At 67.1% G+C, this 19,468-nt stretch carries 22 protein-coding genes; 12 read left to right on the top strand and 10 right to left on the bottom strand.

Annotated features, from left to right (window positions below):
• The first annotated feature begins 17 nt into the window (after window positions 1–17).
• Window positions 18–2,543 (top strand): DEAD/DEAH box helicase, encoded by a 2,526-nt coding sequence (locus EAX62_RS06715; protein ID WP_121900794.1) that lies wholly within the window; start codon window positions 18–20, stop codon window positions 2,541–2,543.
• A gap of 45 nt (window positions 2,544–2,588) precedes the next feature.
• Here EAX62_RS06715 and EAX62_RS06710 read toward each other — a convergent pair whose 3' ends face one another.
• The 3 genes from EAX62_RS06710 to EAX62_RS06700 all read right to left on the bottom strand — a co-directional run bounded on the left by EAX62_RS06710 (window position 2,589) and on the right by EAX62_RS06700 (window position 4,422).
• Window positions 2,589–3,149: a hypothetical protein gene (locus EAX62_RS06710; RefSeq protein ID WP_121900793.1), complete on the bottom strand. Its 561-nt coding sequence runs from the start codon at window positions 3,147–3,149 to the stop codon at window positions 2,589–2,591.
• 73 nt (window positions 3,150–3,222) lie between these two features.
• Window positions 3,223–4,074: a phosphotransferase gene (locus EAX62_RS06705; protein WP_121901062.1), complete on the bottom strand. Its 852-nt coding sequence runs from the start codon at window positions 4,072–4,074 to the stop codon at window positions 3,223–3,225.
• Between the two features lie 57 nt (window positions 4,075–4,131).
• A complete protein-coding gene (locus tag EAX62_RS06700; RefSeq protein WP_121900792.1) occupies window positions 4,132–4,422 on the bottom strand; it encodes a DUF1905 domain-containing protein in 291 nt (96 codons plus the stop codon).
• A gap of 95 nt (window positions 4,423–4,517) precedes the next feature.
• Here EAX62_RS06700 and EAX62_RS06695 point away from each other — a divergent pair, with 95 nt between their 5' ends.
• Window positions 4,518–6,434, top strand: coding sequence for a cation:proton antiporter (locus EAX62_RS06695; protein ID WP_199711141.1), 1,917 nt, complete (start codon window positions 4,518–4,520; stop codon window positions 6,432–6,434).
• A 25-nt stretch (window positions 6,435–6,459) separates the two neighbouring features.
• Window positions 6,460–6,915 (top strand): methyltransferase family protein, encoded by a 456-nt coding sequence (locus EAX62_RS06690; RefSeq protein WP_158600579.1) that lies wholly within the window; start codon window positions 6,460–6,462, stop codon window positions 6,913–6,915.
• 10 nt (window positions 6,916–6,925) lie between these two features.
• Here EAX62_RS06690 and EAX62_RS06685 read toward each other — a convergent pair whose 3' ends face one another.
• The 3 genes from EAX62_RS06685 to EAX62_RS06675 all read right to left on the bottom strand — a co-directional run bounded on the left by EAX62_RS06685 (window position 6,926) and on the right by EAX62_RS06675 (window position 8,709).
• The gene (locus EAX62_RS06685; RefSeq protein WP_121900790.1) at window positions 6,926–7,387 is read right to left on the bottom strand and encodes a GNAT family N-acetyltransferase; all 462 of its coding nucleotides are present in this window, start codon (window positions 7,385–7,387) and stop codon (window positions 6,926–6,928) included.
• A complete protein-coding gene (locus tag EAX62_RS06680; protein WP_147454037.1) occupies window positions 7,384–7,674 on the bottom strand; it encodes an antibiotic biosynthesis monooxygenase family protein in 291 nt (96 codons plus the stop codon). The genes EAX62_RS06685 and EAX62_RS06680 overlap by 4 nt, the downstream gene beginning before the upstream one ends.
• A 168-nt stretch (window positions 7,675–7,842) precedes the next feature.
• Complete coding sequence (locus tag EAX62_RS06675; RefSeq protein ID WP_121901060.1) at window positions 7,843–8,709, bottom strand: SDR family NAD(P)-dependent oxidoreductase; 867 nt, start codon at window positions 8,707–8,709, stop codon at window positions 7,843–7,845.
• 221 nt (window positions 8,710–8,930) lie between these two features.
• Here EAX62_RS06675 and EAX62_RS06670 point away from each other — a divergent pair, with 221 nt between their 5' ends.
• The 5 genes from EAX62_RS06670 (at window position 8,931) to arfB (ending at window position 11,505) form a co-directional block, all read left to right on the top strand.
• Window positions 8,931–9,632, top strand: a complete 702-nt coding sequence (locus EAX62_RS06670) for an SMI1/KNR4 family protein (RefSeq protein ID WP_147454036.1) — start codon at window positions 8,931–8,933, stop codon at window positions 9,630–9,632.
• Window positions 9,633–9,716: 84 nt separating this feature from the next.
• Window positions 9,717–10,214, top strand: coding sequence for a GNAT family N-acetyltransferase (locus tag EAX62_RS06665; RefSeq protein WP_158600578.1), 498 nt, complete (start codon window positions 9,717–9,719; stop codon window positions 10,212–10,214).
• Between the two features lie 79 nt (window positions 10,215–10,293).
• Window positions 10,294–10,566: a hypothetical protein gene (locus EAX62_RS06660; protein ID WP_147454035.1), complete on the top strand. Its 273-nt coding sequence runs from the start codon at window positions 10,294–10,296 to the stop codon at window positions 10,564–10,566.
• Complete coding sequence (locus EAX62_RS06655) at window positions 10,563–11,060, top strand: hypothetical protein (RefSeq protein ID WP_121900785.1); 498 nt, start codon at window positions 10,563–10,565, stop codon at window positions 11,058–11,060. The genes EAX62_RS06660 and EAX62_RS06655 overlap by 4 nt, the downstream gene beginning before the upstream one ends.
• A 4-nt stretch (window positions 11,061–11,064) precedes the next feature.
• A complete protein-coding gene (gene arfB / locus EAX62_RS06650; RefSeq protein ID WP_121900784.1) occupies window positions 11,065–11,505 on the top strand; it encodes an alternative ribosome rescue aminoacyl-tRNA hydrolase ArfB in 441 nt (146 codons plus the stop codon).
• 193 nt (window positions 11,506–11,698) lie between these two features.
• Here the strand turns inward: arfB and EAX62_RS06645 are convergent, their stop codons facing one another.
• Window positions 11,699–12,373, bottom strand: a complete 675-nt coding sequence (locus EAX62_RS06645; RefSeq protein WP_121900783.1) for an SDR family NAD(P)-dependent oxidoreductase — start codon at window positions 12,371–12,373, stop codon at window positions 11,699–11,701.
• 337 nt (window positions 12,374–12,710) lie between these two features.
• Complete coding sequence (ychF, locus tag EAX62_RS06635; RefSeq protein WP_121900782.1) at window positions 12,711–13,784, bottom strand: redox-regulated ATPase YchF; 1,074 nt, start codon at window positions 13,782–13,784, stop codon at window positions 12,711–12,713.
• A 119-nt stretch (window positions 13,785–13,903) separates the two neighbouring features.
• Between ychF and EAX62_RS06630 the strand changes: the two genes are divergently transcribed.
• From EAX62_RS06630 to EAX62_RS06615, 4 genes are read left to right on the top strand one after another with little or no spacing between them, the layout of a single operon-like run.
• A complete protein-coding gene (locus tag EAX62_RS06630; RefSeq protein WP_121900781.1) occupies window positions 13,904–14,872 on the top strand; it encodes a siderophore ABC transporter substrate-binding protein in 969 nt (322 codons plus the stop codon).
• A 7-nt stretch (window positions 14,873–14,879) separates the two neighbouring features.
• On the top strand, window positions 14,880–15,908 hold the full coding sequence (locus EAX62_RS06625; RefSeq protein ID WP_199711140.1) for an ABC transporter permease: 1,029 nt from the start codon (window positions 14,880–14,882) through the stop codon (window positions 15,906–15,908).
• A complete protein-coding gene (locus EAX62_RS06620) occupies window positions 15,905–16,903 on the top strand; it encodes an iron chelate uptake ABC transporter family permease subunit (RefSeq protein WP_121900780.1) in 999 nt (332 codons plus the stop codon). Before EAX62_RS06625 ends, EAX62_RS06620 begins: the two co-directional genes overlap by 4 nt.
• Window positions 16,900–17,763 (top strand): iron ABC transporter ATP-binding protein, encoded by an 864-nt coding sequence (locus EAX62_RS06615; RefSeq protein WP_121900779.1) that lies wholly within the window; start codon window positions 16,900–16,902, stop codon window positions 17,761–17,763. The genes EAX62_RS06620 and EAX62_RS06615 overlap by 4 nt, the downstream gene beginning before the upstream one ends.
• Window positions 17,764–17,792: 29 nt before the next feature.
• Here EAX62_RS06615 and EAX62_RS06610 read toward each other — a convergent pair whose 3' ends face one another.
• Together EAX62_RS06610 and EAX62_RS06605 are read right to left on the bottom strand one after the other, a co-directional pair.
• Window positions 17,793–18,635 carry an SDR family oxidoreductase gene (locus tag EAX62_RS06610; protein ID WP_121900778.1) on the bottom strand — a complete coding sequence of 281 codons (843 nt, stop codon included), beginning with the start codon at window positions 18,633–18,635 and terminating at the stop codon, window positions 17,793–17,795.
• A 3-nt stretch (window positions 18,636–18,638) separates the two neighbouring features.
• Window positions 18,639–19,445, bottom strand: a complete 807-nt coding sequence (locus tag EAX62_RS06605; protein WP_121900777.1) for an enoyl-CoA hydratase/isomerase family protein — start codon at window positions 19,443–19,445, stop codon at window positions 18,639–18,641.
• Window positions 19,446–19,468: the final 23 nt, after the last annotated feature.

The raw sequence follows: 19,468 nt of genomic DNA, 5'->3' as shown, positions 1-19,468 counted from the left end.
TGACACCATGGTGAGCGATGACGCTCACCGAAGTACTCAATGGCCCCAAGGATTCCGACTCCCTCTACGAGGGCTTCGTGGCATGGGCTGAGGCCGACGGGCTGCCGCTCTACCCGCACCAGGACGAGGCGCTTCTGGAGATCCTGACGGGCGCAAACGTCATCGTCACAACCCCCACCGGCTCCGGGAAGTCACTCATCGCACTGGGCGCCCACTTCGTGACGCTGGCCCAGCGGGGGCGCACCTACTACACGGCCCCCATCAAGGCCCTCGTCAGCGAGAAGTTCTTCGCCCTGTGCGGAGTGTTCGGGGCCGACCAGGTGGGCATGGTCACCGGTGACGCCTCCGTCAACCCCGACGCACCCATCATCTGCTGCACCGCGGAGATACTGGCCAACATCGCCCTGCGCGAGGGCGCCGACGCCGACGTCGACCAGGTGGTGATGGACGAGTTCCACTTCATCGCCGACCGCGACCGCGGGTGGGCCTGGCAGGTACCGCTCGTGGAGCTTCCGCAGGCGCAGTTCATCATCATGTCCGCGACGCTCGGCGACGTGACCAAGCTCGCGGGCGACCTCGAGAAGCGCACGAGTCGTCCGACGTCGATCATCGGTGGGGCTGAGCGTCCAGTCCCGCTGGTCTACCGCTGGTCGCTCGACCCCATCCACGACACCATTGCCACGCTCGTGGAGAACCAGCAGGCGCCCGTCTACATCGTCCACTCCACGCAGGCGGCCGCCGTCGAGCGGGCACAGGCGTTGCTGAGCCAGGGCGTGGTGAAACGTGCCAGCAAGGCCGTCCCGGAGGACCTCAAGGAGGCACTGGCCGGCTTCAAGTTCTCCAGTGGCTTCGGCACAACACTCGTGAAGCTGCTGCGCTCCGGCATCGCCGTCCACCACGCCGGGATGCTGCCCCGCTACCGCCGCCTCGTGGAGCAATTGGCTCAACGTGGCCTGCTCACGGTGATCTGCGGCACCGACACCCTGGGAGTAGGCATCAACGTCCCCATCCGGACCGTGTTGTTCAGCTCCCTCACCAAGTTCGACGGCCGCCGCCAGCGACACCTCCGGAGCCGCGAGTTCCACCAGATCGCGGGCAGGGCCGGCCGGGCCGGCTTCGACACCATCGGCTACGTCGTCGCGCAGGCCGCCGACCACGACGTGGAGAACGCCAAGATCCTCGCCAAACACGCAGGCGACGAGAAGAAGCTGAAGTCCGTCCGCCGCAAAAAGCCACCCGAGGGTTTCGTCAACTACGCAGAGGCCACGTTCCTCAAGCTCATCGACAGCCAGCCCGAGGAACTGCAGGGCCGGATGCGCGTCACCCACGCCATGCTCCTGAACCTCCTCCAGCGCGACGGTGACGTCGCGGCCGCGCTCGTCCGTCTGGTCGACAGCTGCGTCGAGCCCGGTCGCGCACGCCGCCAACTCCTCACCCGCGCCTCCGCCCTGGGTCGCTCGCTCATCCGCTCCGGCGTCGTGACCCGGCTGCCGCAGCCCACCCCCACCGGTCGCCGCTACGCCATGGACGTGGACCTGCAGCGCGACTTCGCCCTCAACCAGCCCCTGTCGGCCTTCGCCCTGGCGGTCATCGAGACCCTCGACGAGGAGTCCCCGGACTACGCCCTGGACGTCGTCAGCGTCATCGAGGGCACCATCGAGGACCCCCGCACCATCCTCATGGCGCAGCAGTTCAGGGCCCGCGGAGAGACGGTCCAGGAGCTCAAGGCCGACGGCTACGAGTACGAGGAGCGGATGCAGATCCTCGACGACGTGACCTGGGAGAAGCCTCTGGAGGAGAAGCTCACCAATGCGCACATCGAAATGGCGGCGCAGGCGCCGTGGTTGCTGGAGACCCCTGTCTCCCCGAAGTCCGTTGTCCGTGACATGTTCACCTCCGCCATGACCTTCGGTGAGTACGTGGCGCACCTGAAGATCCAACGCAGTGAGGGTCTCCTGCTGCGCTACCTCTCCGACGCCTACCGCGCGCTGCGGCAGACGGTCCCGGAGGGCTTCCGGACCGAGGAACTCGGGGACCTCATCGCCTGGCTCGGCGAGGTCACTCGCCTGGTCGACTCCTCCCTGCTCGACGAGTGGGCAGCACTCAGTGCCATGGGGGCCGACATCGTTGTGGACCACGACGAGATCCCCCCGCCGGCCCGCCCCGTCACGGGCAACCAGCGCGCCTTCCGCGTCATGGTGCGCAACGCGCTGTGGCGTCGGGTCGACCTGGCTTCGCGCGACGACATCGACGCCCTGGCGGTACTCGACTCAGGCTCCGCCATGACCCGGCAGCGCTGGGACGACGCACTGGGCGACTACTGGGATGAGCACGACGACATGCGGACGGGCTCGGATTCCCGGGGTCCGTCGTTCTTCGACGTCGAGTCTCAGCAGGGCGGCACGAAGTGGCTGGTGCGCCAGGTGATCGATGATCCCGCCGGCAACCGTGACTGGGCCATTCACGCCACCGTCGACCTCACGGCCTCCGACGAGGCGGGCGAATTGGTGATGCAGACGCTGAGCTTCGCGCGCCACGACTGACACGTGGACCGCGCGCCCCGGAGCTGACCCCGGCGGGGCGTGTCCTCAGATGCCCCGCCGGGGCCTGATCCACCAGATGGTCAGGACCCCGCCCAACAGCAACACAGCAGCACCAGCGGAGACCAGGGGCCACAGCCAGTCCCCCGGCCGGTCCTCGGGGTCCGCGTCCACCGCGACGCCCGGACCCACAACCTCCAGCAGTTCCGCCACGAGGGCCTTGGTTGCGGGTGCCGTCCCGCCACACAGGTTGGCTGTCCAGCCGTCATCCACCTTGTTGGCGAACACCACCAGGTCCTGCCCCTGCGTGATGCCCTCCAGTCCGCACGCTGCACCGTTCGGGTCGGACGTGACCTTGAACTGCGAGATCACATCTCCCTGCCAGACGTGGGTGGGGCGCATGGTGTACGCAGCCAGTTGACCGTCAGTGGCGCCGGTCTCCGGAATGTTGACGCGCTCGACGATGACGCGCGCCACCACGTCGGCGTCGGCGGCGTGCTCCGCCGTACTCAACTCCGCGCAACTGCACGCCGCTGCCACGGAGGTCCACATCAGCAGGGACAGCATCCCCGCGAGGGAACTCAGGAGAAGGCGTGCGAGGGTGGTCATGCCACCATTGTGCTGCACCGCGCCGGAGGACCGGCCACGGTCGCGGGTGCCGGATGCCCCCCACAAGCCGTGGTCAGGATGAGGATTTCTCTTCGGACTCGTCAACCAGTGACTCCCGGAGCGCACGGCGGAGCGACTTCTGCTCCGCCACCAGCCAGTGCTCACGTCGCCGGATCTGATCGCCCACGCCCGCATCCCACATGCGGCGCCAGCCACCGCCCAACTCCTCGGCCCGGTGCGACATGGTGTGCCACGACTGCTGCGCCGCTGAGACGGACACCGGCACCACCCAGTCGACGTCTTCGTCGGAGAGCCCGTAGGCGTCGACGAGCAGTCGGCCACGTTCGCCGGGGTCGACGCCGTCGAACACCGGATCCCTGTCCTCGGGAGCCATCCAACCGGCCCACCACAACAGCAGGTTCGCCACTTCGTCGACCCTCGATGACGGGCGGAGCAGATCGAAGTCGATGAGCGCCACGGCCTCGCCGTCGCGGAAGACAGTGTTCTCCGGGGTCACGTCGCGATGTCCGAGGAAGGTGGCCGTCGGCCCCACCGGCTCGGGTGCCCCGGATGGCCAGGACCGCACAGCGCTGTGTTCCGGGAGACCCAACAGGACGAGGGAGTCATCCAGTCGACGGAGCAGCCGTGCCACGGAGGCCCCCCGCGCGGGGTCCGCCACCCAGGCCGGCCAGGGCCGTCCCGCCACGTCACCATCGATGAACGACAGCACCTCGCGCCCTTGGTCGTCGGTTCCGAGGAACCGGGGGGCGCCGTCGAATCCGGCGGCCTCCAAGTGTTCCAACGCCCGATGCACGAGCCCGGAGTGCTCGCCAACAGGACGACGCACGGTGTCTCCCACACGGACGATGCCGTCAGTCACGTCGCCGCCCGGAAGTGGCTGCTCATGGGTGTCGCTGTCTGTCATGCCCACAGCATGTCACCAGGAGGGTCGAATTGTTTCCGTTCAACCAGACGCTCACCCTCAACGCGGGGTGAGCATGAGCCTCCCTGTGACCACGTCCCCGAGCCCGACCCCCTCTGCGCGTTGAACCACCACCTTGAGGGGGAGGAGGTACCCCTCCTCGCGTGGGAACAGGGACGTCGTGAACGCGGTGGAGCCGATCACCGCCCGTGCAGGGATGCAGCCCCAGCCGTACGTGAGGAGCGCAGCCGATTCGAGGATCACCTCAGACACGTCATCCGGAAGGCGGACGAACAGGAAGGGCGCTGGCCCCCGCCACTCGATGACCTCGCCCTCGAACTCGAACTCCATGGCGTCATTCAACATCCTTGGGGTTGCCGAGCGGAAGAGCCCCGGGTTGGGTGTTGTCGTCGGACTCTGCACCGCAGGGCTGCAAGGCTGAACCGGTGCAACAGATCTGGGAGAGAATAACCGAGGCCTTCGCCAACCTTGATCCGACGGGATACCTCGCCCTGGTGGCAGTGGTGGCCATCTTTGCGCAATGGCTGGCGTGGAGGGTGAAGGTGCCCTCCATCCTGCTGCTGCTGGTCATCGGTTTCGGGATGGGGCAGCTCGCCAACCCCGACGACGTGCTGGGCCGCGAGGTTCTCTTCAGCGGGGTGACGCTGGCCGTCGGCGTCATCCTGTTCGAGGGGGCGCTCACACTGCGTTTCCGGGATGTGCGGGATCTGGGGCGTCCCGTCTTCCGTCTCTGCACCGTGACCGTTGCCATCACCTGGGCCCTCATCACCGTCGCTGCGTGGCTGGTCGGGTTCGAGTGGGAGATCGCCCTGCTGGTGGGTGCCATCCTCGTGGTCACGGGTCCCACCGTCATCGGCCCCATCCTGCGCACACTGAGACCCACCCGGCGCGTGGCCTCCCTGCTCACGTGGGAGGGGATCGTGGTGGACCCCATCGGCGCCGTGCTGGCGGTGCTCGTGTTCCAGGGCGTACTACTGGGCAGGGGCGGCGACAGGCTCACCACGCTGCTGGGCACGCTCGGCCTCACCATCCTGGTGGCGGCCGTCCTGGGACTCGGCCTGGGGGTGGGCCTGGAACTGGTGGTCAAGCACAACAAGATTCCCGACTTCCTCCTCGGTGTCTCCTTCGTGGGCACCGCCGTGGCAGCGCTGGTCGTCTCCAACGCCATTCAGTCCGAGAGCGGGCTGCTCACTGTGACGGTCCTCGGGATCTATCTCGGGAACAGGAAGGACCTTCACCTGCGCCCCGTGGAGGAGTTCTCCGAGCACCTCCAGGTGCTGTTCGTGGGCGTCCTGTTCGTCATCCTGGCGGGCCGTGTTGCACCGGCCGACGTGGTGGCTGTGGCACCCACGGGGCTGTTGTTCGTCCTGATCCTCGTGGTGGTGGTGCGCCCCGCCGGCGTCCTCCTGGGGCTCATCGGCACCAAGGTCTCCAAGGAGGAACGCCACCTCCTGGCCTTCATGGCGCCCCGCGGTATCGTGGCCGCGGCCGTCACCAGTATCTTCGGGCTGGAGTTCACCAGCGCCGCCGACAAGGCCCGCGAGGCCGCAATCCTTGCCACGGGTGACGAGGCCGACGCCCTGTCCGGCAGGGCGGACAACCTTTTCCAGTTGGCGGGTCAGGCCACCGAGCTGGTGCCGCTCGTGTTCCTCGTCATCGTCTGCACCGTCGCGCTCTACGGGCTGGGAGTGGGGAGGCTGGCGGAGCGTCTGGGCCTGGCCACGACATCGCCGCAGGGTGTGTTGTTCGTCGGGGGCCAGAAGTGGGTACTCGAGGTGGCGCTGGCCCTCAAGGGTGCAGGTGTCCCCGTCACCGTGGTGACCAGCGAATACGAGAAGACAGCCCAGGCGCGTCGCGTCGGGGTGGACGCTGTCCTGGCCAACATTCTCAGCGAATTCGCCGTGAAGGACCTGGACCTGGCCGGCACCAGGACCCTCATCGCTGCCACGTCCGAGGACGAGGTGAACTTCACGGCCGCCAGGGAATTCTCCCAGGTGCTGGGACGGGCCAACGTGTTCCAGCTGCCGCGCGACGACAACCCCGGCGGCACGGCGTCGCTCCGCACGGAAGCCGCACCGCACCTCACGGCGCGCGCCTGCTTCGAGCCGCCCCGCACCAATACGCAGCTGAAGGAACTCGTGGCCGCCGGCCACCAGGTCAAGCACACGAAACTGACCCCCAGGTTCACCCTTGACGACTTCCGCCGCACCTGGGGTCAGGAGACGGTGCTGCTCTTCGTCCTCGACGGCGGCGAGGTCAATGTGGTCACCGATCGGATCAGGGTGCCCCAGCACGGCGTGTCCGTCATCGCGCTGGTGCCCCCCGAATCAGTCGCCGTGTGAGCCTCATCGGGCTAGCGTGGGCAACATGTCCCAGCTCCCGGATCTTGATGCAAAAGTGCCGCCCGTCGTGTGGGCCATCGGCGGTCTCCTCGCCCAGTTGACCCTTCGGCGGCGTCGTCCTGCCACGTGGGCGCGCGCCCTGTCGCTGCTGGTCCTCGTGGCGGCTGCCGCGTTCGGGGCCTGGGGCGTGCGGGGTTTCCAACGGGAGGCCACCACCATCGACCCGCACCGCATCACCGAGGTGACGTCGCTGGTCACGGTGGGAGCCCACTCGGTCTCGCGGAACCCCATGTACACAGCGCTGCTCGGCGGACTGGTCAGCGTCGCCCTGTGGCGGGGCCGTGCGGCCGCACTGCTTCCCGTCGTCGCGGTCTGGGCTGCACTGTCCACGTTCCAGGTGCCGGCCGAGGAGGCCGCACTGGCGTCCGCGTTCGGCAGCGAGTTCGCGCGGTACCGGGACGCCGTCCCGCGCTGGCTCTGACGCTTCGCCGTCAGCGCGCGGGGCGCACCATGGTGCGATGCGGCAGACCCGCCTCCACGAACGGCTCCCCCACAACGGTGAACCCGAAGTCCTCGTAGAGGCGCACCACATAGGTTTGGGCATGGATGGTGAGAGGGGCATGGCCGCAACGCTCCACCACCTCCCGGACAAGGCGCCTCGCAAGGCCACCACCTCGCCTGTTGATACGCACTGCCACCCGCCCAAACGTCCTGTCCGCACCGAATTCCGGAACGCCCAACGCGGCAACCCGCAGGTAGGCCGCGATGCCGTCGTCATCGGCGATCCACAGATGCAGTGTCCGATCGTCCCTGTCCGCAGCATCGAAGTCCTGCTCGTCGATCCTTTGCTCAACGAAGAACACCTCCGTGCGCAGCAACATCATCTCGAAGACCTCGTCGCGGGACATTTCCGACCAACGCCGGGCAACGATGACGGGCTTGGAGGCGTTCACGTGCTGACCTCGATGGTGAACAGGTCGTGGGAGTGGGTGGCGCCCACCCGGTCCAGCAGCATGAGCGCCGCGGGCGTCTTCCCTTGTGCACGGAGCGCGGACATGGCCTCCCGGTCCCGCCACACACTGTGGATCAGCCAGAGGCCGTCGCGGCCCCGCAACACCTCGTAGCGCAGGAATCCGTCGGGCTTCTCGCCCGCGAGGATCTCGCGGATCCCCGCCAAGAACTCTTCTTCCCGTTCCGGTGCCACGTGCGCGGTCACCACACCCATGATCCTCTGTCCCATGTGGTCCACCTTCCGGCTCCAGAATAGTCCCGTCGACGCCGGCAGAAGCGGTCACACCGGGCCGAAACTCCCCGGTCGCCCTCGTGGTCCAGCCACGCGCTCGTCACCATCGTGTCGTCGTCAACGACACAACGTTGTTGTTCAGCTCCGGCAATGTCCCCGCGTGTCTCAGACGTCAGTGCCTGCTTCCCGGACGCCCATCTCCCACAGCCTGTCCGCGCCCCGCATGTCGGAGGCCTCGGCTGATCGGCCGATGAGGCTGGGCCAGCCCCGCAGCGCCCGCAGTCCGTCAGGCCCGACGTAGGAGCACTCGGGCAGGTCCGCCGTCGCTGCGAACAGCGTGCACAGGGCGCTCTTCTCCGCCGATTGCGCGATGGGCCTGGAGATGGTGGTGATGACCTTCTCCACCCTCGGATTGCCGACGGCGCTCTGGAGATTGCTGAGCACCCAGCCGGGATGGACGAGCTGGACGCCGATGCCCCGACCGCGGAGTCGCTTCGACAGGCCCAGCCCCCACAGCATGTCCGCCAGCTTGGACTCGCCATAGCTGGGAAAGATGCCCCAGCGGCGGTTGCGGAAGTGCGGGTCCTCGTGATCGAAGTGCGCAGACAGGTGTGCATCGGAGCCGAGGATGACGACCCGCTCCCGCACCTGCGGCAGCAGGAGGTTGGTGAGGGCGAAGGGCCCCAGGAAGTTGGTGCCCAACGTCTTCTCGAAACCGTCGACGGTTTCCTCGCGGTGGCGCGCCACCATGCCGGCATTGTTGACGAGCACGTCGATGTCACCGCTGATGGCGGCAGCCGCGTCGCGGACGGACTGGAGGGAGGCCAGATCCAGGTGAACCACCTCGTGCCGGCCGCCCCACTCGCGGTTGAGTTCCTCGGCGCGGTCGACGCGCCTGGCAGGCAGGACCAGCGTCGCGCCGGCGCCAGCCGCCGCCCGCGCCGTCGCCTCCCCCAGTCCGTTGGTCGCACCGGTGATGAGCCAGCGCTTCCCGGTCTGGTCCGGCATGTCCGCGAGCGTCCAATGTGTCATGCCCGCAATGAAACCACCGCCCACCAAGTGCGCCCGTCGCGCTCCCGTGCCCCACCGAATGCCCCCGGTCACGTCTGCCCGGCGCCAAACCCCGGACTCGCCGGACACGCCGCGACCACTGCTCACCATGGACGTATACGTCGCGGGCACCGTCGACTGCGGCATGTCCGGTCAGTCTCTCGACCTCCGCGATTCACTCACCGACGTCACCCTCGACCACCGTGAAGCGATCGGCCGTGATCTCACCGCTGGGAATCGTCAACGACTGGACCTGTTGGCATCGCATGATCCTGACACAACGGCCCCTCGAACGAGTCCTCTTCCGGACGCCAGCACATCCATCACCGATCCTCGAGGCCACCCAGGAGCGCTACCTCCTCGAACACCTCTTCACGCGTGGGTTTGATGTGGATCACGGCACTGTCCGATCCGATGCGGATCCCGCCCCCCGTGCACTCGGCATCTTCTGGTCGGTCATCGCGCAAGAATGTCCCATGGTCAACGAGAGCATCGAACCGGCCCGATGGGGAGAACCCGTGAGTGACAGGGCCATCGCCACGACCGAGGGACACCTGCACGCGCAACTCCCGCCCGCGTGGCGCGCATACCTGCAGAGCCAGCGATGGCTTCGACGCGGTTGGCTGGAATCGGGTGACTACATCCATCTGTACGACCCCGAGGAATCACTTGAAATCATGGACGCGTGGGGAGATTCGACAGCGCTGCACCCCGGCATCTACTTCCTGGGCGGCGACGGCAGCCGCAGCATCTACTGCGTCGACCTCCGAGATGCGGAGCCTGCGGTCCAACTCACCGACATCGTGGGAGGCGGCTGGATGGACGCGGAGCCGTTGCTGGACAGTGTTGAGCAATTTGTCGCCGCGATCTCTGATGGGACGTTCCGCGCCTTTCAGGAGGGGTGAGTCAGCACCGGCCGCAAGTCCGCGACAACTGACGTTCTCTTCCGCCCAGCTCCCAGATCAATGTCCGGGGAGGATAGTGAGTGCATGGAACGCAAAAAGGTGTACGTGGCCAGGGATCTGTCCAACCTCCGGGTCGTGGACTTCCCGCTCTGGAAGATCCAGACCCTAGCCCAGTTGGGCGACGAGGCATTCGCCGCGAAAATGCTCGTGGCGAGCGCCGGAGATCCGTTCGACACGTCGACGCCCGAGTCAGCACTCGGGGACCTGCACGAGTTGGAAGAGGAGGCAGGCGCCGCCTTCGACCCGAGCCAGTGGGTGCTTCTCAGCGACGAGTCGGGCGAGATCGGAGTCGTTTTGCCGCAGGTGTCCGACGCTGATCCACGCAGCGGCATCCTGTCCTACCTTGCAGTGATGCCCGCCCGACGCGGACACGGCCTCGGCCGTCAGCTGCATCAGTTCGGCCTCCAACGACTCAAGGAACTCGGGGCCGTGAACTACCGCGGCTCCACGGACGCGGAAAACGCTGCCATGCTCGCAATTTTCAGGGCAAACAGCTGCAGAGTTGATCCAGTACACGGCTGATCCGGCCCTCCCATGCCTCGCGCATGGTCCTGACATCTGGCAGTCTGACTGACTGTCCGGCCGTCGGACACTGTGTGAGATGAAGGGAGACAACTTGTTCGGAATAGGTGCGCTGAACGCACGTATCGCGCGACTCGAGTTGCAGGTGCAGGCGCAGGGCCAGGCCATCAACGCCATGGCAGAAAAGCTGGGGATCGATCCCGTCGTGGTCGATCCGATGCGATTGGACGCCGAGGAGATCCGCCTGATCCAGGGAGGCAAGGCGATCGCCGCAATGAAGCACCACCGCGAGCGCACCGGGTCCTCACTGATCCAGTCAAAGGAAGCCGTGGATCGGGTTCGCCACTCTTGACCAGTCCCACAGCCGGCGGGCATTCCACGCATGCCCGCCTGCGCAGAGCCGCCCAGCTCCTCCCGCTCATCGCGATGGCGGCGTGGGTGGTCACCCTCGCGTTGCCCGTCCTTGACAGTGGCGACGCAGCGGGACCGAGAATCATGGTGACCAGCCTCGGTGGCCAGCCATTCAACCTCACGGAGACGCACCCGGCGTTCCTCCTCGCGTGGATCGGCGTCCTCGGCTGCGCCGCGTCCGTGTGGTTGTTGCGCTCCCTCAGGTGGTGGTCGGTCGCCACAATGCTGGTTGCGCTGATGTTGGGCGTCCTGCTTCTGACGACGCTCGTCGATCCCCCATCACTCCTGTGGGACGGTGTCGACGAGCAGGGCCGACCCACCGGCGGGTACGTCATCGGTCAACCTGCAGCCGGCGCGGTCGCTTGGGCTCTCGGGATCGGCGCACTCTTCGCAGCAGGCCTCTGCGCATTCGTCACCCGCACGCGGCAGACTTGATCCCGTGGACGACCTGCACGTGCCGCCGGGACCCGGTGCACCCCGCGGCCTCCGGGTCCCGGCGGGAGAATTGATTGAGCAGTTCTCCCGGTCCTCCGGGCCTGGTGGCCAGGGCGTCAACACCGCAGACTCACGTGTGCAGCTCAGCTTGGACGTGCGCACGACCACAGCGCTGAACGACGTCCAACGGGAACGCGTCCTCGAACGGCTCGCCGAGCGACTCTCCGGGACAGTACTCACCATCAGCGCCTCCGAATACCGTTCCCAACGACGCAACCGGACTGCGGCGCGGCAACGTCTCGCGGTCCTCCTGCGTGACGCCGTGGTTCCACCCACCATCCGACGAGCAACCCGCCCCACGAGCGGTTCTCGGCGACGACGGCTCGAGGGAAAGCGAAGGCGCTCGGAGACAAAGTGCAGCCGTCAACCTCCCGGTCCCGAATGAGCACAACCCCATGCCCCACAGACAATCGACGGGGCGCCCACATATTCAGCGAGCGCTTGGAGAAGTAGCCCTCAGCGGCGCAGTCCCGCACGGCCGCAAGCGCTGGGTGCACCCGAGGTCACCCTACGACGAGGTTGGAAGTCGGAAGCCGAGGACAGAGGCGGCTCGTCAGGGCCGCCTCGCCCACGGAGCGCTACTCCCTACCATCCTCGAGCGGGATGAGCATGGTGCGGAAAGGACCCGCTGCGGAGTGGATCTCCCAGATACGAGCAGCGACGTCGTCGATTCCGTTGGGCAGCTGAAGCTTCGGAATGCCTCCCGGGATGACGAGCTGACGAACGCGGACACCCTCGTCCTCCAGCGCGTCGTGGAGCATCTCGCCGTAGGCGCTCTCGGCTGGGAAGGCGAGAGAGGTTCCCGCGAAGCCGGCGCGTGCCTTCACCGAGGTCCCGCCGTTGATCAGGATGATGCTGCCCTCGCCCATCTCACGCATTGCCGGCAGCACCGCGCGTACCGCATGGATGAGACCGAGTGCTGAGAACTGCAGCGCTTCGAGCGCCAACTCGGGCGTCAAATCGAGCACGGGCTTCAGGTAGTCGCGTGACGGCAGAGGGCTGTACTGAAGCGTGGTGATCGGACCCAGATCGGCGGCGGCACGCGCCAGCGCACCCTCGAGCGCCGCTGGCTCCAGCACATCTGCGGCGTAACCTCGGGCGCTCACGCCATCAGCTTCGAGTTCGGCGGCCACAGCGTCGAGCTTCGACTGGTCTCTCGATATCAGGGCGACCGAGAAGCCCTGACGTCCGAACTTTCGGGCAACCGCCGCGCCCAGTCCTGGTCCAGCTCCGATGATGGCGATGACTGGCATGGTGATTCCTTCGGCGATGAGGGTAGCTCGAAACTCTACCGGGTACTGAACCGGCGATTGCCGTCACAGAGATCATCGCCGCCTGAATGCGGTCTCCGCCCCCAAGGCCCTTGCCCCCCGACGCTGAGGTGGTGATGGTGTGCAGTCGGTAACCCCATGCGCTCGGTCCACTTCTGACCATCCCAGCAGCGCTTCTGCCCTGGACCGTCGTCACACGACCCTGCCTGGGCATTCATGACCGTTTCCTCGTTCTGTGGTGGCGCCACTGACTCGCACCACTGTGCCCCACTCGCCCTTTGTTGGGGCGACGAGCGGGCACTGCGTCGAGAGGACGTGCTCACACGTTGAAGCGGAACTCCACGACGTCGCCGTCCTTCATCACGTATTCCTTGCCCTCCAGGCGCACCTTGCCGGCGGCCTTGGCTGCGGCCATCGAGCCGGTGGCCACCAGGTCCTCGAAGCCGACGATCTCCGCCTTGATGAAGCCCTTCTGGAAGTCCGTGTGGATCACACCAGCAGCCTCGGGTGCCGTGGCGCCCTTGGGAATGGTCCAGCCGCGCGACTCCTTGGGGCCGGCGGTCAGGTAGCTCTGCAGGCCCAGGGTGTCGTAGCCGACGCGCGCCAGGACGTCGAGGCCCGGCTCGTCGACGCCCATGTCCGCGAGGAACTCCAGCGCCTCCTCCTCGGTCATTTCGACCAACTCGGACTCAAACTTCGCATCGAGGAACACCGCCTCGGCCGGCGCCACGAGGGCGCGCATCTCCTGCTTGAGCGCCTCGTCGGCGAGTTCGTCCGAGTCGCAATTGAAGACGTAAATGTTCGGCTTGGCAGTCAGCAGGAAGAGGTCGCGCAACTCATCCAGGTCGAGACCCGCGGCGCGGACGCCGACGCCCCGCTCCAGCGTGTCCTTCGCTGCCGTGTACGCCTCCAGTTTCGGCAGCCCCTCCTTGCGGACGCGTGCCTCCTTCTCGGCCCGCGGGATCGCCTTCTCGACGGTGGCCAGGTCGGCGAGGATCAGCTCGGTGTTGATGGTGTCCAGGTCGTTGCCCGGGTCAACACGACCGTCGACGTGCGTGACGTCCTCGTCGCGGAACACGCGGGTGACCTGACAGATGGCGTCGGCCTCACGGATGTTGGCGAGGAATGCGTTGCCCATCCCCTCCCCCTGGGATGCACCCTTCACGATGCCGGCGATGTCGACGAAGCTGACCGTCGCGGGGATGATCTTCTCCGAACCGAAAATCTTCGCCAGCACGGGGAGCCGGGAGTCCGGGACACCGACGACACCGACGTTGGGCTCGATGGTCGCGAACGGGTAGTTCGCGGCGAGGACGTCGTTGCGGGTGAGCGCGTTGAACAGGGTTGACTTGCCGGCGTTGGGGAGGCCGACGATTCCAATGGTGAGTGCCACGCTGCGTCATCATACGGCGTCGGGGAGAGTCATGGATTATCGGCAGAGTTGCATGTCCAATATGTCCCTAGTTAGGCTTACCTAAGTCGCGACACGCACGGCCCCGTCCCCTCGAAGAAATGAACCTCATGAACTTCATCACCCGGTCACTCGGCGCCCTCACCGCCGGTCTCCTGGCGCTCGGTCTCGCTGCCTGCGGCGGCACGGCCGCTCCCGCAGACGACGCTCCCGCCACCAATTCCGAGCCCATCGTCCTCCAGCACGCGCAGGGTGAGACCACCATCGACGCCCCCGCGCAACGCATCGTCGTCCTCGACCTCGGCGCGCTCGACACCCTGGCAGCGCTCGGCGTCGCGGACTCCGTCGTCGGCATCACCAGGGGCAACGTCCTCCCAGAAAGCCTGAGCCAGTTCGACGACGAGAAGTTCGCGCCTGTCGGCTCGGTCAAGGAACCTGACCTGGAGGCTGTCGCCGCACTGGATCCTGACCTGGTGATCGCCGGGTTCCGCTCCGCTGCGCTGGTGGAGGAATTGTCGAAGAACTTCAAGACCATCGACGTCACCTTCGACTACGCCGACGGCTTCTACGAGGGCATCGAGTTCTCCACCCACCTCATCGCGAAGGCAGTGGGCAAGGAGGCCGAGGCCGAGGTGCAGCTCAAGGAGGTCGCCGACGCCATGGCGACCGCCAAGGAGCAGGCGCCCACCGACAAGACGGCGCTGATCCTCATGACGAGCGGCGGCAAGGTTTCCGCGCAGGGCGCGGATTCCCGCTTCGGACTCGTCCACACCGAGCTGGGTATCCAGCCGGCCATCTCCGACGTCGAGGCCGAGGCCCACGGCGACGCGATCTCCTTCGAGGCGATCTCCGAGACGAACCCCGACATCCTCTACGTCGTCGACCGTGACGCCGCCATCGGCCAGGACGGCGAAGCGGCGGAGCAGGTCCTCGACAACGAACTCGTGGCCACCACCAACGCCTGGAAGAACGACAAGGTCGTCTACCTCGATGGTGGCCGCTGGTACATCATGATCCACGGCGTGGACAACGCCGTCGAGATGCTGAACGAAGCAACCAGGGGACTCTGATCCACCCGTGAGCGCCCACGCACCGAGCGTCGCACCAGCGGCGACTGACAAGCCCGCCGGCCGGCCCCTGAGCAGGGGCTGGTTCGGCGGGCTTGCCGTGCTCCTGGTCCTTGCAATCGTCTCGGTGTTCACCGGCGTGTCCGACCTCTCCCCCGTCGATTTCCTGACGGGCACCGCCACCGACAGGCAGTGGCTGCACCTCCTGGCATCCCGCGTGCCCCGGACGGTCGCCGTGCTGCTGGCCGGCGCTTCCCTGGCCCTGTCGGGACTGTTGATGCAACTCCTTGTGCGCAACCGGTTCGTGGAGCCGGGCACCGTCGGCACGTCCGAATCCGCCGGGGTGGGCATCCTGATCGCCGTCATGGTGTTCCCCACGGCGCCCCTGGTGGTCAAAATGGTCATCGCCATCGTGACGGCCCTCATCGGCACCGCCCTGTTCCTGCGCCTCGTGCGTTCACTCCCACCGAAGGCCCCCGTGGTGGCGGTACCGCTCATCGGCATCATGCTGGCGGGGGTCATCGCAGCCGGGACCACGTTCGTGGCCTACCGCTTCGACCTCATGCAGACCATCGGCATCTGGATGCAGGGCGACTTCTCCGGCGTACTGCGTGGACGCTACGAAATGCTGTGGCTGCTCGCGGGCATGGGGTTGCTGCTGTGGCTCTTCGCCGACCGCTTCACACTCGCGTCACTCGGCCAGGACCACGCCCGGGCTTTGGGGCTGTCCTACAAGGCGACCCTCAACCTGGGGCTGGCGCTCGTTGCCACCTCCAGCGCCATCACGCTGGTGGTGGTGGGCGGCATCGGGTTCGTGGGCCTCGTGGTCCCCAACCTCATCACGTTGTGGCGTGGCGACAACCTTCGCCGCAACATCGGCTGGACCGCGTTGGCCGGGTCCGGGTTCGTGCTGGTCTGCGACCTAATGTCCCGCACCCTGAACGCACCCTACGAGGTCCCCGTCGGCACTGTCTCCGGCGTCCTCGGCGGCATCGTGTTCCTGGGGCTCCTGCTCACCGGAAGGATGCGTACCCAGTGAGCGCCACCTCACCACCCACGTCCACGGTCACGAGCCGCAGCCGCAGCCTCACCCCGAACAAGCGGCTGGTCCTCGGGTTGGCGGTGTGCCTGCTGGCAGCGGGCGTGTTCATGCTGGCGAACCTGTCCGGGAACCTCGGGTTCGTGCTCGAACTCCGTGGCCGCAAGCTGGCCGCCATGGTGCTGGTCGGCTGGTCCACCGGCGTGGCCACAGTCGCGTTCCAGACCGTCACGAACAACCGTCTGCTCACGCCGTCGATCATGGGGCTGGACGCGCTCTACGTCTTCATCCAGTCGATCCTGGTCCTGGTCCTCGGCATCGCCCTGGTGGGGCAGGTGGGCGCCTACCCCATGTTCTTCCTCAACGTCGGCCTCATGCTGCTGGCGGCCAGCGCTCTGACGTCGGTGCTGTTCGGGAAGCGCAGCAGGTCCGTCTACGTGGTGGTCCTCGCAGGCCTGGTCCTGGGCTCGGTGCTGCGGGCGCTGTCCTCGCTCATCGCCCGGGTCCTGGACCCGAGCAGCTTCATGGTGCTCCAGGACAACCTGTTCGCCAGCTTCACGGCGGTCAACCCCCAGCTGATCTGGCTATGCGCCGTGATCGTGGCACTGGCCAGTGGGTACCTCTGGTCGATGCGGGCCACGCTCGACGTCCTGACGCTGGGCAGGGATGCTGCCGTCAGCCTCGGCGTGCCGTACCAACGCACCATGCGACGCGTGCTGCTCGTGGCCACGCTCCTGGTGTGCGTCTCGACGGCGCTGGTCGGCCCCATCACGTTCCTCGGCCTCATCGTGGCCGCCATCGCCTACCAGGTCAGCGGCACCGGACGGCACACCGTGACCATGCCCATGGCAGGGCTGCTGGGCGTCGCGGTCCTCGTCGGCGGCCAGGCAATCCTCGAACAGATCCTCGGCCAGGCCACGGTGCTCTCGGTCGTCATCGAATTCATCGGTGGCATCGCGTTCATCTGGCTCGTCATCAGGAAGGCAAGCTCATGATCCTCGTTTCAGGCGTCACGAAGCGCTACGGCAAGACGGCGGTCGTCGACGACGTGTCGCTGCAACTGCCGCGTGGCGGTGTCACCGCGATCGTGGGCGCCAACGGCGCCGGCAAGTCGACGCTGCTGTCCATGATCGCGCGACTCCTTGACAGTGATGCGGGCAGCATCACCGTCGGCGATCTCGACGTCGCAACGTGCGACTCGCGTGAGTTGGCCCGGCGTCTCGCCATTCTGCGTCAGACCAATGACCTCCAGTCGCGTCTCACGGTGGCCGACCTCGTCGGTTTCGGCCGCTTCCCCCACTCCGGTGGGAGGCACACCGCCACCGACCGGGCCGCCATCGAGCAGGCCATCTCGTGGATGAACCTGCATGACCTGCGCGACCGCTTCCTCGACGAGATGAGCGGCGGCCAGCGACAGCGCGCCTTCGTCGCCATGGTGCTGGCGCAGGACACCGAATACCTTCTGCTCGACGAGCCGCTCAACAACCTGGACGTCGCCCACGCCCACGCCATGCTGACGACGCTGCGCCGCGCCGCGGACGAGCTGAACAAGACCGTGGTGATCGTGGTGCACGACATCAACTACGCGTCGTGCTGGGCCGACCAGATCGTGGCCATGAAAAATGGCGTGATTCGCGCCGTCGGGTCGCCGCGGGAGATCATGCGCCGGCCGCTGCTGAAGGACGTCTTCGAGCTCGACATCGAGGTGGTGGAGCTCCGGGGTCACCGCATCGCGCACTTCTACCTGCCCGTGCCCATTTGCGCGAACTGCAACTCCGCCAACGAGGCCTGCTGCCTCAACCGCGGCGTCAGCGAGCCCGTACCCCTGACCCTGCGGCCACAGGTCGCTTCCTGACCCCTGGCCACGTCATGGCGGCGCGTCCATCAGAGGAAGATGTCGGGGAACAACCGATCGTCCGGGGTGCCCGGGACGGCCGCGTAGCCGGAGAAGTCCGTCACGCCGGCTTCAGCCAGCACGTCCTCGACGATGAGGCTCTGCCCACTCCGTTCGCCCGCCGGCCGTGTCACCACGTGCCAGGCCGCGTCGGCGTAGATCTGGGGGGTGCGGCTGACAGCCATGAGCCTGTCCCCGCCCAGCAGGTTCTGCACCGCCGCCGTGGCGATGGTGGTGCGTGGCCACAGCGTGTTGGCGGCGATCGTGGTGAACTCTGCCGCCAATCCCAGGGTGGCCATGGTCATGCCGTACTTGGCCAGGGTGTAGCCGGTGTGGGCCCCCAACCACTTCGGGTCCAGGTTCAGCGGTGGCGACAGGGACAAGATGTGCGGATCGCTGCTGACCAGCAGGTGCGGGACGGCGGCACGCGACAGCATGAAGGTGCCACGCACGTTCACATCAGCCATGAGGTCGTACTTCTTCGGCTGCAGCTCCAGGCTCCGCGACAAGTCGATGGCGCTGGCGTTGTTCACGACAATGTCGATGCCACCGAACGCCTCCACCGTCAGTGCGACGGCGCGGGCGATGTCCTCATCGCTGCGGATGTCCCCCACGATCGGCAGGGCACGTCCCCCCGCCGAGCGGATCTCGTCGGCGGCGGTGTGGACGGTGCCCGGCAGCTTCGGATGCGGCGCGTCGGTCTTCGCCACAATGGCAACATTGGCACCGTCGGCGGCTGCCCGCAGCGCGATGGCCAGGCCGATGCCGCGACTGCCGCCCGACATCAGGATGGTGCGTCCCTTCAGCGTCCCGCCCGTGGTCTCGTGAGCCATGTCTCAGCCCGACCTGCGTGCAGAGGCGGCGGCGAAGGCAGCCACCCGGGCTCGTGCGTCGTCGGTGTCGAACATGGCGCCGATGGTGCGTGCCTCGTCGTCGAGCTGGTCGGCATAGGAGGACTCCGCGGAGGACCTCACCAGTCGTTTCGCCTGGCCGTAGGCGCCGTGGGCACCGCCCAGCCAGAACCTGGCCACGTCCTCGGCGCGTGCCCGCACGGCATCGGCGAGCACGGCCGCGTCAGGAGCGTCCGCGCCGGCGACCACCTCCGCCACCAGACCCCAGTCGAGTGCCTCTCTTGCGGTGAGGAGGCGGTCCTGCAACACCAGTTGCAGGGCGCGACGCTCCCCCACGGCCCGGGCCAGCTGCGCGGTGACGGTGAGGTCGGGTGTCAACCCGATGTTGGCATACAGGCTGCCGATACGGGAATCCGCACCGACCACGGCGTAGTCGGAGCTGAGCAGCACACCCAGCCCACCACCGGCCGTGGTCCCGTGCGCGGCGGCCACGACGGGGATGCTCGACTGCGTCAACGCCGACAGGCCGGTGTTGATGACCTTGGCGAGTGCCTCCAGCTGTGACCCGGTCCGCATGGCCGTCGCCATGTCGAGGACGTCCCCGCCCGCACAGAAGGCGGGCCCGGTGGCGTCGATGAGGATGGCACCCACGTCGTCGCGGGATGTCACCGAAACAGCGGCTGTGGTGAAGGCTTCGGACAGGTCCTTGTTGAAGGCGTTGAGGCGCTGCGGCCGGTTCAGGGTGAGGCGGGCGAGCCCGTCGCGGATGTCCAGCAGGATCGGATCGGACACTGAAGTGACGCTCCCTTGCGTTG

Origin of the sequence: Tessaracoccus antarcticus, from assembly GCF_003688855.1 — a bacterium.
Lineage (GTDB): Bacteria > Actinomycetota > Actinomycetes > Propionibacteriales > Propionibacteriaceae > Arachnia > Arachnia antarctica.
Note: the sequence above shows the minus strand (reverse complement) of the source record. Positions and strands in the feature narration are given on the sequence as shown.

What these genes read in the sequence shown, in the direction of transcription:
- EAX62_RS06715 (WP_121900794.1), top strand. Translation starts at nt 18, where the DNA reads ATGACGCTCACCGAAGTACTCAATGGCCCCAAGGATTCCGACTCCCTC.
- EAX62_RS06710 (WP_121900793.1), bottom strand. Translation starts at nt 3,149, where the DNA reads ATGACCACCCTCGCACGCCTTCTCCTGAGTTCCCTCGCGGGGATGCTG.
- EAX62_RS06705 (WP_121901062.1), bottom strand. Translation starts at nt 4,074, where the DNA reads ATGACAGACAGCGACACCCATGAGCAGCCACTTCCGGGCGGCGACGTG.
- EAX62_RS06700 (WP_121900792.1), bottom strand. Translation starts at nt 4,422, where the DNA reads ATGGAGTTCGAGTTCGAGGGCGAGGTCATCGAGTGGCGGGGGCCAGCG.
- EAX62_RS06690 (WP_158600579.1), top strand. Translation starts at nt 6,460, where the DNA reads ATGTCCCAGCTCCCGGATCTTGATGCAAAAGTGCCGCCCGTCGTGTGG.
- EAX62_RS06680 (WP_147454037.1), bottom strand. Translation starts at nt 7,674, where the DNA reads ATGGGACAGAGGATCATGGGTGTGGTGACCGCGCACGTGGCACCGGAA.
- EAX62_RS06675 (WP_121901060.1), bottom strand. Translation starts at nt 8,709, where the DNA reads ATGACACATTGGACGCTCGCGGACATGCCGGACCAGACCGGGAAGCGC.
- EAX62_RS06665 (WP_158600578.1), top strand. Translation starts at nt 9,717, where the DNA reads ATGGAACGCAAAAAGGTGTACGTGGCCAGGGATCTGTCCAACCTCCGG.
- EAX62_RS06660 (WP_147454035.1), top strand. Translation starts at nt 10,294, where the DNA reads ATGAAGGGAGACAACTTGTTCGGAATAGGTGCGCTGAACGCACGTATC.
- EAX62_RS06645 (WP_121900783.1), bottom strand. Translation starts at nt 12,373, where the DNA reads ATGCCAGTCATCGCCATCATCGGAGCTGGACCAGGACTGGGCGCGGCG.
- EAX62_RS06630 (WP_121900781.1), top strand. Translation starts at nt 13,904, where the DNA reads ATGAACCTCATGAACTTCATCACCCGGTCACTCGGCGCCCTCACCGCC.
- EAX62_RS06615 (WP_121900779.1), top strand. Translation starts at nt 16,900, where the DNA reads ATGATCCTCGTTTCAGGCGTCACGAAGCGCTACGGCAAGACGGCGGTC.
- EAX62_RS06610 (WP_121900778.1), bottom strand. Translation starts at nt 18,635, where the DNA reads ATGGCTCACGAGACCACGGGCGGGACGCTGAAGGGACGCACCATCCTG.